At 61.9% G+C, this 16710-nt stretch carries 17 protein-coding genes; 14 read left to right on the forward strand and 3 right to left on the reverse strand.

Annotated features, from left to right (window positions below):
* The first annotated feature begins 194 nt into the window (after positions 1-194).
* From cmtR to QP934_RS05945, 11 genes are all read left to right on the forward strand, one after another.
* Positions 195-554: a Cd(II)/Pb(II)-sensing metalloregulatory transcriptional regulator CmtR gene (gene cmtR / locus QP934_RS05895; RefSeq protein ID WP_150851294.1), complete on the forward strand. Its 360-nt coding sequence runs from the start codon at positions 195-197 to the stop codon at positions 552-554.
* Positions 551-2443 (forward strand): heavy metal translocating P-type ATPase, encoded by a 1893-nt coding sequence (locus QP934_RS05900; protein WP_419127053.1) that lies wholly within the window; start codon positions 551-553, stop codon positions 2441-2443. Before cmtR ends, QP934_RS05900 begins: the two co-directional genes overlap by 4 nt.
* A gap of 495 nt (positions 2444-2938) precedes the next feature.
* Complete coding sequence (locus tag QP934_RS05905; protein ID WP_419127054.1) at positions 2939-3142, forward strand: hypothetical protein; 204 nt, start codon at positions 2939-2941, stop codon at positions 3140-3142.
* 136 nt (positions 3143-3278) lie between these two features.
* Positions 3279-3953 carry a LysE family translocator gene (locus QP934_RS05910; protein WP_408934940.1) on the forward strand — a complete coding sequence of 225 codons (675 nt, stop codon included), beginning with the start codon at positions 3279-3281 and terminating at the stop codon, positions 3951-3953.
* Between the two features lie 9 nt (positions 3954-3962).
* The gene (locus tag QP934_RS05915) at positions 3963-4292 is read left to right on the forward strand and encodes a YbjQ family protein (RefSeq protein ID WP_005323228.1); all 330 of its coding nucleotides are present in this window, start codon (positions 3963-3965) and stop codon (positions 4290-4292) included.
* On the forward strand, positions 4285-5220 hold the full coding sequence (locus QP934_RS05920; protein WP_419127055.1) for an alpha/beta hydrolase family esterase: 936 nt from the start codon (positions 4285-4287) through the stop codon (positions 5218-5220). Before QP934_RS05915 ends, QP934_RS05920 begins: the two co-directional genes overlap by 8 nt.
* 35 nt (positions 5221-5255) lie before the next feature.
* Positions 5256-5540, forward strand: a complete 285-nt coding sequence (locus QP934_RS05925) for an RNA-binding S4 domain-containing protein (RefSeq protein WP_005323225.1) — start codon at positions 5256-5258, stop codon at positions 5538-5540.
* On the forward strand, positions 5541-6368 hold the full coding sequence (locus QP934_RS05930; RefSeq protein ID WP_419127056.1) for a VOC family protein: 828 nt from the start codon (positions 5541-5543) through the stop codon (positions 6366-6368).
* A gap of 5 nt (positions 6369-6373) precedes the next feature.
* Positions 6374-6679, forward strand: a complete 306-nt coding sequence (locus QP934_RS05935; protein ID WP_419127057.1) for an MGMT family protein — start codon at positions 6374-6376, stop codon at positions 6677-6679.
* Positions 6676-7035, forward strand: coding sequence for a DMT family transporter (locus QP934_RS05940; protein WP_419127058.1), 360 nt, complete (start codon positions 6676-6678; stop codon positions 7033-7035). Before QP934_RS05935 ends, QP934_RS05940 begins: the two co-directional genes overlap by 4 nt.
* Positions 7032-7349 carry a DMT family transporter gene (locus tag QP934_RS05945; RefSeq protein WP_419127059.1) on the forward strand — a complete coding sequence of 106 codons (318 nt, stop codon included), beginning with the start codon at positions 7032-7034 and terminating at the stop codon, positions 7347-7349. The genes QP934_RS05940 and QP934_RS05945 overlap by 4 nt, the downstream gene beginning before the upstream one ends.
* Positions 7350-7432: 83 nt before the next feature.
* Here QP934_RS05945 and QP934_RS05950 read toward each other — a convergent pair whose 3' ends face one another.
* Together QP934_RS05950 and QP934_RS05955 are read right to left on the reverse strand one after the other, a co-directional pair.
* Complete coding sequence (locus QP934_RS05950; RefSeq protein WP_419127060.1) at positions 7433-8284, reverse strand: PrsW family intramembrane metalloprotease; 852 nt, start codon at positions 8282-8284, stop codon at positions 7433-7435.
* Positions 8285-8866, reverse strand: coding sequence for a hypothetical protein (locus tag QP934_RS05955; protein ID WP_239273701.1), 582 nt, complete (start codon positions 8864-8866; stop codon positions 8285-8287). It abuts the gene before it with no gap.
* 42 nt (positions 8867-8908) lie between these two features.
* On the opposite strand from QP934_RS05955, the gene QP934_RS05960 reads away from it, so the two are divergent.
* The 3 genes from QP934_RS05960 (at position 8909) to QP934_RS05970 (ending at position 13234) form a co-directional block, all read left to right on the forward strand.
* Entirely contained in the window at positions 8909-10843 is a 1935-nt protein-coding gene (locus tag QP934_RS05960; RefSeq protein ID WP_419127061.1) for a M13 family metallopeptidase, read from the forward strand.
* Positions 10844-10882: 39 nt separating this feature from the next.
* Positions 10883-11776 carry an alpha/beta hydrolase gene (locus QP934_RS05965; protein WP_284839418.1) on the forward strand — a complete coding sequence of 298 codons (894 nt, stop codon included), beginning with the start codon at positions 10883-10885 and terminating at the stop codon, positions 11774-11776.
* 63 nt (positions 11777-11839) lie between these two features.
* On the forward strand, positions 11840-13234 hold the full coding sequence (locus tag QP934_RS05970; protein WP_284788370.1) for a PepSY-associated TM helix domain-containing protein: 1395 nt from the start codon (positions 11840-11842) through the stop codon (positions 13232-13234).
* On the opposite strand, the gene QP934_RS05975 is transcribed toward QP934_RS05970, so the two are convergent.
* Positions 13173-16640, reverse strand: a complete 3468-nt coding sequence (locus QP934_RS05975; RefSeq protein ID WP_419127062.1) for an arabinosyltransferase domain-containing protein — start codon at positions 16638-16640, stop codon at positions 13173-13175. The genes QP934_RS05970 and QP934_RS05975 overlap by 62 nt on opposite strands.
* Positions 16641-16710 lie beyond the last annotated feature (70 nt).

The following is a 16710-nucleotide window of genomic DNA, read 5'->3' on the forward strand; positions in this document are numbered from 1 at the left end:
TGGGTGTGGACATCCACGTGAAGATTCTGGAGAACTTCGCCGCCCACGTCCCCCGCGTTGGGTTGGCAGCCGAACCGCGAAGGACCAGTCATCGGCTATCCCATCGACTAATCCTTGCAGGTGGCAGGACTTTCGCGTGACTGTTAGTTCAGCCCCCTTTTAAATAGTTCATCGCATACTGTATAATTCAGCGCATGCTGACTATTGCTTCGCGCCTCGACGTCATGAACCGGCTCGGCCGGGCCATGGCTGATCCGACGCGCTCCCGAATCCTGCTAACCCTACTAGACGGTCCGAGCTACCCGGCCGTGCTCGCGCAAAGCTTGGATCTGACCCGCTCGAACGTCTCGAACCACCTATCCTGCCTGCGCGATTGTGGCATTGTCGTCGCTGAACCGGAGGGCCGCAAGACCCGCTACGAAATCGCCGATCCCCACCTCGCGGCAGCGCTCGAAGCGCTGGTCCACGCGACGCTGGCCGTCGACGAGAATGCCCCCTGTATCGACACTGAGTGCTCGGTGCCCGACTGCGGCGAGAAAGGAACGGACGCATGAGTTCAGCATGTGGATGCGAACACGAACCTGCTACGGAGATTGACGAGCTCGATCGGCCATGGTGGAAGGACCCTGAGCTACTGCTGCCGATCTTCTCCGGCGTAGCCCTCATAACAGGACTGGCGCTGGACTGGTCCGACTTGGAGACGCCCGCGACGGTACTGTATTGGGTTGGCCTGCTGTTGGGTGCTTACACGTTCGCGCCTGGAGCGATCCGGAACCTTGTCACGAAGCGCAAGCTCGGCATTGGCTTGCTAATGACGATCAGCGCGGTCGGCGCGGTGCTCCTCGGATTCGTCGGAGAGGCCGCGGCGCTAGCGTTCCTGTACTCGATCGCCGAGGCACTGGAAGACAAGGCGATGGACCGGGCCCAAGGCGGACTGCGGGCACTGTTGAAGCTGGTACCGCAGACCGCGACGGTGCTGCGCGACGGCACAGCGGCCGAGGTCGTAGCGAAGGACCTCGAGGTTGGCGAGCTAATGCTCGTGCGCCCCGGGGAGCGGATCGCCACGGACGGCATCATTCGGTCCGGGCGCTCCAGCCTTGACACCTCAGCGATCACCGGAGAATCCATTCCGGAGGAGGTTGCGCCCGGCGACGAAGTGGCTGCGGGAGCGATCAACTCCGCCGGGGTGCTGGAGGTCGAGACGACCGCAGCCGGGACGGACAACTCGCTGACCACACTCGTGGACCTAGTCGAGCAAGCGCAGGCGGAAAAGGGTGACCGCGCCCGGATCGCCGACCGGATTGCCCAACCCCTAGTGCCCGGGGTGATGATCCTGGCGGTGCTGGTCGGCGTTATCGGCTCGCTGCTGGGCGACCCTGAGACGTGGATCACCCGTGCGCTGGTAGTCCTGGTCGCAGCGTCACCGTGCGCGCTGGCAATCTCCGTGCCGCTGACGGTCGTGGCCGCGATCGGCGCGGCCAGCCAGTTCGGAGTGGTCATCAAGTCCGGCGCGGCGTTCGAGCGACTCGGCGGCATCCGTCACCTGGCAGTGGACAAAACCGGAACCCTTACCCGCAACCAGCCTGAGGTTACCGGAGTGGTTCCGGCAGACGCATTCGATCAGACGCAGGTGCTTTCCTTCGCGGCGGCAGTTGAGCAGCAATCGACACACCCCCTCGCCGCGGCGATCGCGGCAGCGGGGCCCGAAGCGCCCACCGCCTCGGACATCAGCGAGGAAGCTGGGCATGGCATCGGCGGCACCGTCGAAGGCCGACGGGTGCTGGTGGGCAGCCCCCGATGGATCGACGCCGGGCCACTGAAAGCAGACGTTGAGCGCATGGAGTCCGAGGGCCAGACCTGCGTCCTGGTCACCGTCGATGACGCTCTCGCCGGGGCGATCGGGGTCCGCGACGAGTTGCGGCCCGAGGTGCCCGAAGCCGTGCAGGCCCTGCACGCCAACGACGTGGAAGTAAGCATGCTCACCGGCGACAACACTCGCACCGCCCGGGCGCTGGCTGGAATCGCCGGAATCAACGACGTGCGCGCCGAGCTGCGCCCTGAGGACAAGGCAAGCATCGTCGCCGAATTCTCCTCCAAGACGCCGACGGCGATGATCGGCGACGGCATCAATGACGCGCCGGCACTGGCGGGCGCGACGGTGGGCATAGCGATGGGAGCGACCGGCTCAGACGCCGCGATCGAGTCCGCTGACGTCGCTTTCACCGGCCACGACCTCCGGCTAATCCCGAAGGCGCTGCAGCACGCCCGCCGAGGAAGCCGGATCATCAACCAGAACATCGTGCTGTCTCTGGCCATCATCATCGTGTTGATGCCACTGGCGATCAGCGGCGTGCTGGGTCTGGCCGCCGTCGTGTTGGTTCACGAGGTCGCCGAAGTGATCGTGATCTTGAACGGCCTGCGGGCTGCGCAAGCGAAGCGCTGAGGCTGTGACCGGCAAGTCTCATAAGGCTTAAACCACACGCCGAGCGGACACACCTTGGGCCAGGAACGTCATTCGAGTTCACGGTCCATCTCCATGGAATCGGGATCGTACCCGGTGGCTTGTCCGTTCTCGGTGCGTGTGGGCACGGGGGCTGTGGGCGAGCCACCACCCGGCACGTGCCCCAGCCGGTCAAGGGCCCCCGAGCGCTCCGCGTCTCCAGCGCAGATCGTGGAAGGATCGAACTTGCTCAGGGACCAAGCGTCACTGCGAGACTCTTTTTGTCCCGCAACTTGAATAGTTCAGCGGCCTTGATACCGCGGACATCCATTCGGAGTGCTGCCGAGTCTCGTCGACACAGCCCGCGACTACCTGGGCAGTGTGTTTACAAAGGACCCCACCCTCATCAGCGTTGCTGAGCCCTCGCCGTTCCAGTTGCCGTAACCGACTAGATGCAGATTCTTCGGCGCAGTTTTCGCGCAGTTTATTCGCCCCGATATGTCGCCCACTTGGACCGTTGCGGTGGCGGTAATCCTCGTGGCGATGTCCGTGACGTGGTTTTCTACTTTTGCACTCATTGTGCGCGCGGCATCGTGCTGGATCGCGCATCATTCCGCGGCCATCGATATCGTTTCTGGTCTAATCTTTGCGGTGCTGGGACTCGTTATGGTCGTGGAGGGCGCTATCGAGCTCTTCGGTTAGTACAGGTGGTGGATTTCTATAAAAGAGTTGATATAGGAGCTACCTACATCACAGAACTTACCTGTTTCGCTGCAGGTGAGAGGGTTCTTATAGTGGCATGTGTTAATCCAATCGTATGCGAGTATGGAGGTGTTAGGTGGCTATTAGCGCCCTGGTGACCTTAATGGGCGTGTGGTTCGCGGCGATGGCCTCGCCGGGCCCAGACGTAGTGCAAATCATTCGCTTAGGTGCGCGCTCTACGCGCGCAGCCGTATGGGCGGCGCTTGGTAGTACCACCGGCCTTACCATTTGGACCGTGGCCTCCTTGGCGGGGCTATCCGCGCTGATTTCCGCGCACCCTGGCATCCTCGTGGCGCTGCAGGTTCTCGGTGGTTGTTACCTGCTGTGGATGGCCTATACCGCCATTACCGGTGGCATCAAGGAGCGCCGCGCGCCCGCAACCGTAGTGGGCACCGAAACCCGCGTCCCGCAGCCGCGCGGGTTTACGCCGGACGGCATTATCAAGGCGGCCACCGCCTATCGCATGGGATTCATCTGCGATCTCTCGAACCCCAAGGTGGTCATTTTCTTCGGCGCCATCTTTGCCAATTTCATTGATCCCGGCATGGGCATTGGCGCCAATCTCATGGTGGGTGCCGTATTGATTTTGGAAAGCCTCGTGCTCTTTGTGGGCGTGGCTTTGAGCACCCGCGCGGTATCGAAGTGGATGGCCAAAAATTCCGCGTGGGTGGATATTGTCAGCGGCGTGGTCTTCTTGCTGCTGGGTGTCATCATCCTTTTTGAAGGAGTGCGTGGCCTTATAGCCATGTAATCTGGGTCCATGATTTTTACCACTACTAATACCGTTGATGGTTATGAGATTACGGACTATATCCGCATTATCGCCGGGGAGACCGTCATCGGTATTAATATGCTGAAGGATTTCGGGGCATCCCTCCGCAATATCACCGGTGGGCGCTCCGCTGGATACGAAAGCGAAGCCATCAAGGCGCGCGAGGCGGCACTCGATGAGCTGTGGCGCCGCGGGCAGGAGCTCGGGGCCGATGGCGTGGTGGGCATCGCCTTTGATTATTCGCCCATGGGCACCTCGAATGACATGCTGATGGTCACGGCCACCGGCACGGCAGTGAAGCTGCGCGCCCGTGACTAAGGTAGGCAAGAAAACACTGGCTCTATGCGCTGGGTTATGCGCGGCCGCCGGGCTCATGGCAGGGTGCGAGGAAGAACCGCCGCGGCCGGGCAGCGTGCCTAATGAATCGCACGGCGCGGCCGATAGCTATATCACCACGCTGCCGGACCAAGGCACAACCGCCAATGGCCAGTACCAGATCATTAACCTGCGCAATGACCGCAGCTTTGTGGTCCACGTGCCGTTTAAAGCGGATAAGCACCACCGCCTGCCCGTGGTCGTGGCAATGCACGGCTATGAGATGGACGCCGGCAATATGTTCAAAGGCACCGACTTATCCCAAGGCGATGCCATTACCGTCTTTGTCCAAGGCGCGGGCAAGGCATGGGCGCCGGCACCGTATGCGGTAACCAGCTTGGACGATGACCTCAAATACGTCGATGACACCATCGATTTCGTCCGCCGTCATTATCCCGCCTCTGAGACCACCTATGGCGTGGGCTTTTCCAATGGTGGCGGGTTTGCCCGCGCGGTGACTTGCAAGCGGCCGGGCCTATTCGAGGCGGTGGCGACGGTCTCGGCGGCCAAGTATGACCGCGTGGAAAAGGACTGTGCCAGCGAGCCCACCGATTACCTGGATATTCACGGCACTGAGGACGTGCTCATGAATTACGATGGCGGGCACCAGCACGGCGCGCACTACCGCTCGGTAAAGCAATCGCTGCGCGGGATTGCCAGGGAGAATGGGTGTAACCCGTTTCCAAAGAGGCGTCGGAAAGAAGCGGTGGAGCACTTTACCTGGCGGGTATGTGATGCGCGCACCGAGCAATACACCATCCACGGTGGCACGCACACGTGGAATGGCGGGGCCACGGACCATTCCGGTCTGGTCAGGGCGGAGTGGACCACCGATACGGTCCTGGATTTCTTCCATATCGCCCACCCGTAGCTATAGCCGCGCGCGGGCTGGGTAAGCTGGGCGGCATGCTAGACATTCCTATCAACGGCGACTCCATCAAATTGGGCCAGTTCATCAAGCTGGCCAGCTTGGTGGCTACCGGCGGCGAGGCTAAAGAGCTCATCGCAGAAGGCGTGGTCACGGTCAATGGCGAACCCGAAACGCGCCGGGGTGCCATGCTCCACCCAGGCGACGAGGTGTGCATCGAGGATGCTTGCGCGCGCGTGGGCGAGCCGGATGATGACGATGACTACTTTGATGAAGCCACGGCCGACGATGACTTTGATCCGGAAAAGTGGAGGAATATGTAGATGCCAGCATTCGAAGCTGAAGTGGGCATGCCCTACTGGATTGACCTGACCACCTCGGACCCGCGCAAGTCCGCACACTTTTACGAGCAGGTGCTGGGCTGGGAAATTTCCGCCGAGTCCGGCGAAGATAATCCGTACCAGATGGCGCGCCTGCAAGGGCTGCCCATCGCTGGGCTGATCCCGCAGCCGGAGGAGGCCCCCATGCCGGATACGTGGGTGACCTACTTCCTGTCCAAGGACATCGCGGGCGATTGCCAGCGCGCACAGAACCTGGGTGGGCGCGTTTTGGTGGAGCCGCAGCAGGTGCAGCTGGGGCACATGGCCCTGCTTGTCGACGCCGCCGGGGGAATGTTTGGCCTCATCCAACCCGCCGGCCCGGAGCACTTCGTGGCTGCCGGCGAGCCCGGCACCCCGGTCTGGCACGAGCTCACCGCTACCTCGGGCTTCCAGAGCGCGATGGATTTTTATGGCGAGCTATTCAACTGGGAAATCCGCGCCATGCAGTCCGAGGATGAGAACTTTATCTACGCCACCGCGGAAGAAGACGGTGCGCCGTTTGCCGGCCTGTGGAACGCCGAGGGGCAGTTCCCGCCGCAGGTCCCGAGCTTCTGGCAGACCTACCTGGGCGTGCGCGATATCGACGCCGCTGCGAAGAAGGCCGTGGACTTAGGCGGCGAGGTCATCCGCGAACCGTGGGATTCGCCCTTCGGCCGCATGTGCCTTTTGGCCGATTCCACCGGTGCAACCATCACCCTCACCGAGGTCGAAGACGCCCCCGAAGAAGAGCCCACCGAGTCGGATGATGTGCTGGGCCTCGACCCGCAATAATTGCGATGAGTGAATCGCCACTGGTCAAGCGCGTATTGGCGGTTGTTGCCGTGATTCCGCCCGGCAACGTCACCTCCTATGGTGAGGTGGCCAAAGTGGCCGGCTGCGGTGCGCGCAACGTCGGTACCGTACTAAAACGCCACGGTGCCGGCGCTGCATGGTGGCGCGTGGTCCGCGCCGATGGTGCCTCCCACGATCCCGCCCGCGCCGCGGAGTTCTGGGATCGCGAGGCCATCGCGCACGCCAACGGCCGCGTTAAAATGCACGAGCACGGAATCGACGCCCGCGAATTACGGGAGTTGATGGAGTGAGGGCCTGGGTCATTCTCTTTCTCGCGATTGCCAGCGAAGTCGTGGGCACCGTCGCGCTGAAATTCGCCGTAGAGCATGTCTGGATCTACGGCGTGGCCGCCTTCTGCTTCATCCTTGCTTTTGTGCTCCTGCACCGCGTAATGCAAGAAGGAGTCAACGTGGGCGTGGCCTACGGTCTCTGGGCATCCGGCGGGGTCATTTCCACTGCTCTACTTTCCGCCGCGCTATTTGGCGAGCCGCTCGGCGCGGTAAAACTCGCCGGCATCGCGCTCATTATGGGCGGCGTCTTCTGCGTGGAAATGGGCGCGAAACCAGACGTGGATCAAGACCACACTGTGGAGGTGGCTCCACAGTGATTTGGTTTCTTCTCTTCTTGGCCACCGCCATCGAGGTTTCCGGCACGCTGTGCCTGCGCATGTCCGCAGTGACTGGGCGCCGCTTCTGGGTGGTGCTCGTCGCCCTGTGTTATGTCTCTGCCTACGGCTTCTTGGCGCTTGTGCTCAAGGCCGGCATGGATTTGGGCGTGGCATATGGCATCTGGGCGGCTACGGGCGTTGCGCTTACCGCCATTGCCTCGTATCTCCTGTTCAAGGAGCCGTTTACTTGGTTAAAATCTCTGGGCGTGGTGCTCATTGTCGGGGGAGTGCTGCTCGTAGAAACCGGGGCGTAGCACTGACAAAACAAGCACGTTTCGTCTCTCACGGAGCATGAAAAGGGGCGAAACGCGCTTGTTGTGCAGAGTGGTCGGTGGCTTTAGCGGATGTAGGCGAGGGCATCGTCGGCAGTGCTGTGGCTATAGCTCTCATCGGACCTGGCGAGCTTATTGCCGCGCAGCACCAGCCAGATGCTCAGCGGGTAGAGGATAAGCGCTACCGTGACGGCCTGGATAATGGCGGCCACCTCGGAATCGTGCAGGTAGTTCCAGCAAAAATGCAGGAGGAAAGCGGCGGCTAGGCAGCCGAGAAAGACGCCGAGGCGCCACCACAGCGGCTTGGCGCCGGCATAGAGCGCCCAGCCGATGCCCCAACCAGCCAGTGCGGTGAGCAAGACGTGTAGGCCAGGGCCGGCTACAAGGCGCAGACCCCACATCTCAAATAGGCCCTGAATATCGCTATCGGGGTGCATGGTGGCGCCCATGGCGCCGTAGAGGATGTTTTCGCAGGCCTCGAAGCCTAGGCCCACCACTGCGCCCACCATCCAGCCATGCCATGGGCGGTTGAGCTGACGGAAGGACATGAGCACGAAGATAACGCCGGTGGCCTTGGAGATTTCCTCTGGGTAGGCCCCGCTCCAGGACATCATGGCATCCACCCAGCCGGTGCCGATGGCAAGCTGCATGACAGGACCGGAGCTGATAAGCGCTAGGGTTACGGCCACCCCGCCGCCCCAAAGGAAAGCCAGTAGGGCCCACAGGCGTGCCGGGCGGGCCCACATGGGGCTGCGCTGCAGCAGGAAGATGACCAGCGCCACGAGAACGGCGGCGATGAGCAGGCTGAGCAGGCCCATCAGGGGAGAGATCAAAAATGTGCTCAGCGTCTGGAAAAAGAAGGCGATGAGGCCAATGCCGGAGAGGATCCACAGTGTGGTGCGAAAGAGCTTGGACATCTAGTACATCAACTCCCCGGAGAAGTCAGCGAATTCTGCATCGGCCGCAGCGGGCAGATCCTCTTGGCCGAAGGCATGCCAGATGCGGGAGGTGGTGGCCCGGGCCTGATCGCCCTTGCCGGTCACGGTGACCACCCAATCCTTGTTTTCGTCTTCGCCGGTGCCGTCGAGGGAGAGGGCGGCGGTGGAGGAGGGGGCGTCGGCAAGCAGGAGTGCTCCATTCGTGCCGTCGAAGGTAGGGGCATCGGCCGGCAAGGGTGCCATGGTTAGGGCGCGGACCATGCGGCGCAAGGTGGTGGCATCGTCCTTGGCATCCTCGGTGAGGGTGGCCTGTACGCTGACATCGCCGCAGTTCCAGCCGATGCTGGCGAGGGATTCATAGTCGCGCTCGCAGTAGAGATCGGGAACGTCAATCTCCCAATCCTGGCTAGGCTCGGTCAGGGTGACCTGCTCGACGTCCGCGGAGGAATCCGCCAGTGCCGCCTGCACAATTGTGGGCAAAGCGAGAACCACCGCCACGAACGCAATAACGGCGAGGAAAAGGCGCCGCGGATGCGCTGGAGGAAAGCGATAAAATTCCATAGCCCACACCTTATCTTGCTGCTTTGACCTAGAGTGGCAGGCATGAAAGATCTTTATCAACTAGTCAATGGACCCTGGCTGGAAAACCACGTCATTCCCGATGATCGCGGCGTGGACGGCACTTTCCACGCGCTGCGCGACGAAGCCGAAGAACTCGTCCATGAGATCGTGGACAAGGACACCGGCCGCCCGGGCAACCTCTATGCCTCCTTTATGGATACCGAGGGAGTCAACGCGGCCGGCATGGCTCCATTGGATGCGGATCTGGACCGCCTGAGCGCGGCCGACCCAGAGGAACTGGCACAGCGCCTGGGTGAACTTGAGCGCACCGGAGTTGGCTCCCCGGTGACCTTCTGGGTATCCAAGGACTCCGGTTCCGAGGACGCCATTGCTTATGTCATTCAATCCGGCCTGGGCCTGCCGGATGAGGCTTATTACCGCGAGGAAGCCCACGCGGAAATGCTGAGCGCTTATGAAAAGCACGTGGCCGAAATGCTGGAGTTCCTTGACCCAGCCCGCCTCTTTGGCCTGGGCGCCGAGGTAGCAGCCCACCGCATCGTCAGCTTGGAAAAGGAGCTGGCCGCTGGCCATTGGGATGTGGTCTCCACCCGCGATGCGGTCAAGACCTATAACCCGTGCGAGTTTAGCGAGCTGCCCACCATGACCCGCGCTTTGCTCTCCGGCGGCAACCTGCCAGAGCACCGCGTGGTCAATATGATGCCGTCTTATCTCGAGCACTTTGAGAGCCTCTTTACCTCCGAGCGCATGGCCGATTGGCAGCTGTGGGCCACTTGGCACATCCTGCGCTCCCGCGCGGCTATGCTGCCCGAGGAAGTAGGCGCGAAGAACTTCGAGTTCTATGGCACCAAGCTCTCCGGCGCTACCCAGCAGCGCGACCGCTGGAAGCGCGCCGTGGGCTTGGCCGAATCCCTCGTGGGCGAAGAGATTGGCCAAGTATTCGTGGAAAAGTACTTCCCGGCCTCCTCCAAGCGTGAGATGGATGAGCTGGTGGACTACCTCATCGCCGCCTACCGCGAGCGCATCTCTCAGCTGGAGTGGATGACGCCGGCCACCCGCGAGCGCGCGCTGGAAAAGCTCTCCCAGTTCAAGGCCAAGATTGGCTTCCCGGATTCCTGGCGTGATTACTCTGGCCTCGAGGTCTCCGCTAAGGGCGCAGACCTGCTGGCTAATGCCCGCGCCGGCTCCGCTTTCTCCCATGACTTTGAGCTGGCCAAGATTGGCAAGCCAGCTGACCGTAATGAGTGGGTGACCACCCCGCAGACGGTCAACGCCTTTTATAACCCAGTGGTCAATGACATCACCTTCCCGGCAGCTATCCTGCGCCCGCCGTTCTATAACCCAGAGGCCGATGCCGCAGAAAACTTTGGCGCCATCGGTGCCGTCATCGGCCACGAGATTGGTCATGGCTTTGATGATCAGGGCTCGCAGTTTGACGGCCAGGGCAACCTGAATTCCTGGTGGTCCGATGAGGACCGCGCCGCCTTTGAAAAGCTCACCGCCAAGCTGGTGGAGCAATTCAACGGCCAAGTGCCGACGGTGCTCAAGGAAGCCGGCATCGAATCCACCGGTGTAAATGGCAGCTTCACCCTGGGTGAAAATATCGGTGACCTAGGCGGTTTGGGTATCGCTGTGGTGGCTTTCAAGAACTACTGCGCCGATAAGGGCATTGACCTGCAGGGCAAGGAGGAGAAGTTCGAGGTAGATGGAGCCGAGCCAGAGCTGGCCGAGCACACCTACAACGGCCTACAACGCTTCTTCCTCGCCTGGGCCCGCGTATGGCGCACCGCCATCCGCCCGGAGATGGCCACCCAGTACCTGGCCATTGATCCGCACTCGCCGGCGGAGTTCCGCTGCAACCTCATTGCGGCCAATATCGCGGAGTTCTACGAGGCCTTTGAGATTGCAGAGGATTCTGCCATGTATATTGCGCCGGAGGATCGCGTCACCATTTGGTAGCTCTTTCCGCCGGTAGGCGGTGCGCGTAGGCTCGGTGACATGACTAACGCAGACGCTAACCAGGACCCGCACCGCCCGCTGGAGCCCGGCCAGGAATGGCACATCGGCGGCCAGGATCGCCAGATGGAGGAAAAGGAACAGCTCGAGCAACTCGTTGCCTATATCGATGCCCACTATGACACCCCGGATTTCCGCCCGCCGTGGGCCGGGGGCGGCTCCCCTGAGGCGGACCAATATTGCGCGCTCTTGCCGGATCGCATTACCCATGCGGCAATGATGGTGCTCGGTACTGCGGTGGACCATGCGCTACCGGGCACTGCGTACACGGAGGGCATTAGCGTAGAAGACTCCGAGGTGGGCGCCATCTTCCAGCCCACAAAGCCAACCGGCCGGTGGGCTGTCTCGCTGCATTCGGGCGGTTGGTGGCGCGGTGACGGTCAGGCGTTGGAGATGCAGTGGCGCCCCGAGGTAGCCGCCGCCGCGCAGCTATCCGGCACCACCATTATTGACGTGGATTATCCGCTCGCTCCCGAGCACACCGTGGCAGAGATGGTCAGTGCAGTGCAGCAGGCCATCGACTATGCCCGCGCGCAGGGCGCTTCTAGCGTTACTACCTGGGGGTATTCTTCCGGCGGGGCCCTGGCGGCGCTCGTGCCTGCCGACGGCCTCCTGCTCACCTTCCCCGATTTCGGCGCCCTTGCACATCTGCCGGAGGAGCTGCGCGCCGGATACGAAATCCCGGCGGACCTATCTGAGCTAAGTCCGCACACCTTCGTGCAAACCGCAACCGAGGATGAGATTGCCGCGCGCGTTTGCGTGCCCGGTGCCGTTGCGCGCGATTATGTTTCCACCCACCGCGTATCTACCCCGGCGGTGGCCCGGCAGCGCGTGCGAGATGCGGCCACGTTCCTGGCAGGCGAGCTAGAAAAATAACAATTCCCTGGAGGTTCCATGCTAAAAAGGAACTAGTTTCAATAGGAGTGCGACTAGTTCCGCATGACCATATCCACTCATGGCGCGCTATCGCGCCTGCATAAATTCGCCGGCGTAATCATTGCGCCCTTCCTCATAGTCGCAGCATTAAGCGGGTTTCTCTATGCCTTGGCACCCACCTTTGAACCGTGGATTTACCACGATGAGGTAACCGCCACCGCGCAAGGCAGCCCGCGCAGCCTCGATGAACAGATTGCCGCCGCCCAGCGCCAGCACCCGGACGGGGACGTAGTTCGAGTCGAGCCTTCCGAAGATCCGCAGGAGACCACCCGCGTGCTTTTCGACGACCCCACCGCCCCCAACTCCAGCTATAGCCGGGCCGTCTTTGTAGACCCGGTGGACCTACATATCACTGGCGAACTACAACAATATGGCGGCTCGCGGGCGCTACCTTTCCGCACGTGGGCCTCTAATGGTCACCGCACTTTGTGGCTAGGCGAGCCGGGCCGCCTCTATGCCGAACTTGCGGCCTCGTGGCTCGGCGCGCTGAGCATCCTCGGTTTGTACCTATGGCTCAAGCGTAAGCAAAGGAATAAGAAGCAGCCCTCCAAGGTGCTGGCGCTGCACGCCCGCGTGGGTGCCTGGTTGCTGCCGGGCTTCCTCTTCTTGACCGTTACTGGGCTGACATGGTCGCTGGTGGCGGGCACAAGTATTGGCAAGGTGCGTGAGGAACTCAATTGGAAGGAACCGTCCGTGGCGACCTCCGTTGCAGAAGCGGGGGCTAGTACCGGAGTGGGGGAGCATGCTGGGCATTCCGGCCACGCGGTTCACGCCGGGCACGCGGGGCACGCTAGGCATACGGGACACCACGATGCTGCAGAACTTGCCGGGGCCCAAACCGCATTATCGGCAGCTCGCAGCCAAGGACTGACCGGGGTTCTGGAAATGACCCCACCGGAAAAGCCAGGCGATGCGTGGGGTGTGCGCGAGGGTCGTGCAGCCTTCAAGCTGCGCAGCGATGCCGTAGCAGTGACCCCGAACGGGGAGGTCATCGACCGCATCAATTCTGCTGACTGGCCGCTTGCCGCACAGCTAACCTCGTGGCTCATCCAGTTGCACATGGGCACTCTTTTTGGCATCTATAGCCAGGTTGCATTGGCGGTACTCGCTCTGGGCTTGCTCGTGGTGAGCATTGCAGGCCTGTGGATGTGGTGGATAAAAGCGCGCCGCAGCCTTCCCGAGCTAAAATTTACCCCCGCCGTGCTGGCGGGGGTGGTGGCCTACTCGATCATCGCGCCTCTCTTTGGCGCTTCGCTGTTGCTCTTTTTCCTAGGCGATTGGATTGTGCGGTGCCTGCGCGCCCCGCAGCGAGGTCGGGGCGCGGCCGCAAGTGAGACTACTCTTCGCCCTCGGGGCGAATTTTCATCTCGGAGTCTTTCCACAGTCCGGAACGGGTAATGTCCTCATAATCAATCTCGGCTGGGACTGGGGCATTGCCCTGTGAATCGGTACGCAGCTCGTACTTTTCAATGGCACCCCAGTCGCGTGCCCAGTCATTATTGAGGTAGCTCGGGATCTCATAGGAGTAGTTGACCGCCTCCGCGGTGGACATGGCGCCACCGCCGGAGAAGGACTGGAAATCCGTCAGCGAGGTCTGTGCCGAGGAATCCGGCAAGATGCGGTATTCCGGGATTTCCGTGACGCCGGCGAAGTGGTCAAAGGTGCGCTGGCACGGGAATTGTAGGGCTACGGCCCAGTCCAGCAGCGCCGGGGTGTCCTTGGAGAACTGGTTATTGATGGTATCCAGCTCTGGGACGCGCGGCGGAGTAAAGGCCAGCCAGTCATCCTCATCGGTGGAGTCATCCGTTGCTACCAGGCGCACCACGTTGGCATCCTTTGGCAACTTATCCAGCGGCAGGCGCAGGTTGCGCCACTTTGGCGTGGCACCAACGGCGGAGAGTTCTTCCTCGCCGGTATTGGTGACCTTTCCGGAGTCATCGATGGTGCCGTACTCGAGGCTAAGCTCCATGCCTTCCTGCTCCACCCCGTTGACATCATGGTGGTAGATATTGCCGGCTGCGGACACGGCGAGCACAGGGGTATTGTCCTTGGCCTCTGGCAGGTTGTACCACTTGGTGGTTACCTCAGAGGTGGAGTCTTGCTCCTCCGAATAAGAGCCAAGTACCGGGACCTTGGTGTAATCCAGGTTGAACGGCAGGTGCATGGTAGAGCCATTGACGCCCTGGGTGCCGCGCACGCCGCCCTCCGAGGTATTGGTGGTTTCCTTGGATTTCTTGTCCTTTTTGTTTTGCTTATTCTTTGTCTCCTGGGAATCAGCGGAATCGCTGTTGCCGCCGGATTCGGTATCCGCGCCCGAGGTAGCGGTCTCCGCGCTATCGGAGGAGGAGTCGCTGGAGCCATCCGCGATGGCACCTACGGAGGCGGAGTTCTGGTTTTCCGGCTCGATGGATTCGGGGATGAAGTTTGGATCGAAGCCCTTGTGGGGCTCGTCCTGGTCCACCAGGGAATCGCCCAAGTCGCCGTCCACCGGGGTCAGGAAGGAGTCATTGGTATTGGTCTCCACCATGGTTTGATCCGCCAGCGCGCAGGTATTGCCGCGCAGGGAAGCCAGGTTGCCCTTGCCCACGGAGTAGGAATCCGCCTGGGAGACGGTGGCCTTGGCAAAGGAAGCACAAGAAAGGGCAACCACGATGGCGCAGGCAAGGGCGATAGGCGCGGACATGATTCCGGCCGAACGCGAGACCTTGGCGGCGGCATTCTTCTCAAATTCCGCCAGGGTTCCGGCCTCTTCCGCCTGGGACTTGCGGTAGCTATGGCGCAGGGACTGCACCACGCCGATGGCGAAGATGATAAGCGCGATGGCGAGCAGCACCTTATTGGCCTCGATGGCCTTGAATTGCACCGTGCGATCCCACCACGGAATGCCAAAGGAGGATACGTACCACCAAGCGTTCCAGCCGGCGAAGGATATAGCCAGCAAGAAGACCACCGCGGCGATGGCGAAGGTGCGAGCGCGCGGCGAGCGCAGCGCGAACTGGGAGAGCACCACGGCACCGAGGGCGGCGATGACACCGGCCACGCCGGCGTAGATGCCAAAGTGGTGGGTCCACTTGGTGGGGGTGAACATGAGGAAGAACATGGACAGCGCCACGATGATGAGCAGGCGCTGGGTCGGGCCGACGGCAGCACCAACGACGCGGCGGTCCTTGATAAAGGCCGCCACAATAAGCACCAGGCAGAAGAGCATGGTGAAGACCGCGAAGCGGCGGGTCAGCGAGCCATCCACGGATTCCTGGAAGAGGGTGGAGTAGCGCGCGTACTCCGCGTACCACGGCAAGGATGGGCCGACCTCGGAGCGCACGCGGGTGGACTCCAGCACGGTAGAGAGCGTCTGGTCACCAAAGGCGGCGACCATGATGGCGGTGCCAGCGCTCAGGAACGGCGCAATGAGCGAAAGCCAGCCGAGGGCGCCACCGCCCATGGACGGCACGCGCTCGGCCATGGCACGGAAGAGGTGTGGCAGGCTGACGAGGAAGACGCCCACGGCAAAAAGGCCGGTCGGCCCGGCGGCCAATGTGATGGTTGCGGCAATGGTGCCCACGGCCGCCGGAAGCAGGCGGCGGGTGGCAATGGCGCGCTCGAAGGAAGCCCAGGTAAACATCACGCCGAGCGCCACGATGGGCTCTGGGCGGGTGCCGTTGTTATACGGCAGCCAGAAGGCCAGGAACATCAGTGCTGCGGTCCAGTGGGCGACCCGACGGCCGTCGACAAGCTGGCCAAAGCGCGGCAGCATCTCGCGGGAAAGGATAAACCAGATGATGAGCCCGGAAATCAGGCCCGGCAGGCGCACGAAGACCGAGGCGGTAGAAATCTGGGAGAGTACGGCAACTAGGTCGTAATAGGGGGAGCCAAAGGGCGCCTCCGGCACGCCGTACCAGCGGTAGTAATTGGCCATGTAGGTCGCGTGATCGAAGACGCGGCTCATGGAGAAGATGAAGCCATCATCCGAGGTATTGGCGCCGAGGATGTACCAGAATCCCAAAATTGCGGCCACCACGCCATCGAGCGGGCGCACCTTCTTCCACGTCTCAGGCATGAAACCGAAGCGGCGTCCATCGAGGCGGTCGATGCGCCATAGGCAGAACAGGGACACGGCCACCATGGCGATGCCCAACCACATGGCAATGGTCTTGAGCAACGTCGGGGACGAGGTAAAGCGGGAGTTGATATCGACGTGGACATTGAGGCCGTCGTCAAGCAAGGCTTGCACGTCAGCCTTATCGTCGATTTCGGTATAAACGCCGGTGACCTGCGGGCGCAGATCCTCCTCGGTGGTCTTTTCATGCTCGCCCACGCTCACGGAGGTGGCATCGCCCGTAGCGGAAATTTCAATCCTGGCGTCCTTGGGGAGCTTGGCTACCTCTTGGGCGTTGAGGGTAAGCAGCACCTCATCCAAGGACACAACGGACAGGCCCTCGTCATTCGCACGGACGAAAAGGCCGCGGTTGGAGGCCTTCTTGGATTCCGGCGGGACGGTGCCGTAGACCATGGACTGGCCCTCGCGCAGTTCATCGACTGCGGAGATGGGGATGGTGGCCTTCAGGTCCTCTGGGGCGACGGAAATGAGCGGCGCGTTGATGGACTGCACGGAATCATGCTGCGGCCAATCATAAGAGGATTGGGTTTGGGTCACCGGCAGTAGCGGGGTCGCTACAAAACACAGGAAACCAATCAGCCCGGCAATGATTGCGGTCCACCGCAGGCCCGCGGGGGCGGCGGTGAAGCGGGAGCCGGCAGCGGCAGGTCGCGCTTGGGCGGTATTCGTAGTGAGGCTATCTGACACGGCGATTAGTTTACGTCAGATAACCCCTTCGGCCCGCGGGCACACCCTGCCGCAGGCGGGAAGTGTGGGT

It is taken from the genome of Corynebacterium sp. MSK122, from assembly GCF_030229435.2.
In the GTDB taxonomy this organism is placed as follows: Bacteria; Actinomycetota; Actinomycetes; order Mycobacteriales; family Mycobacteriaceae; genus Corynebacterium; species Corynebacterium marquesiae.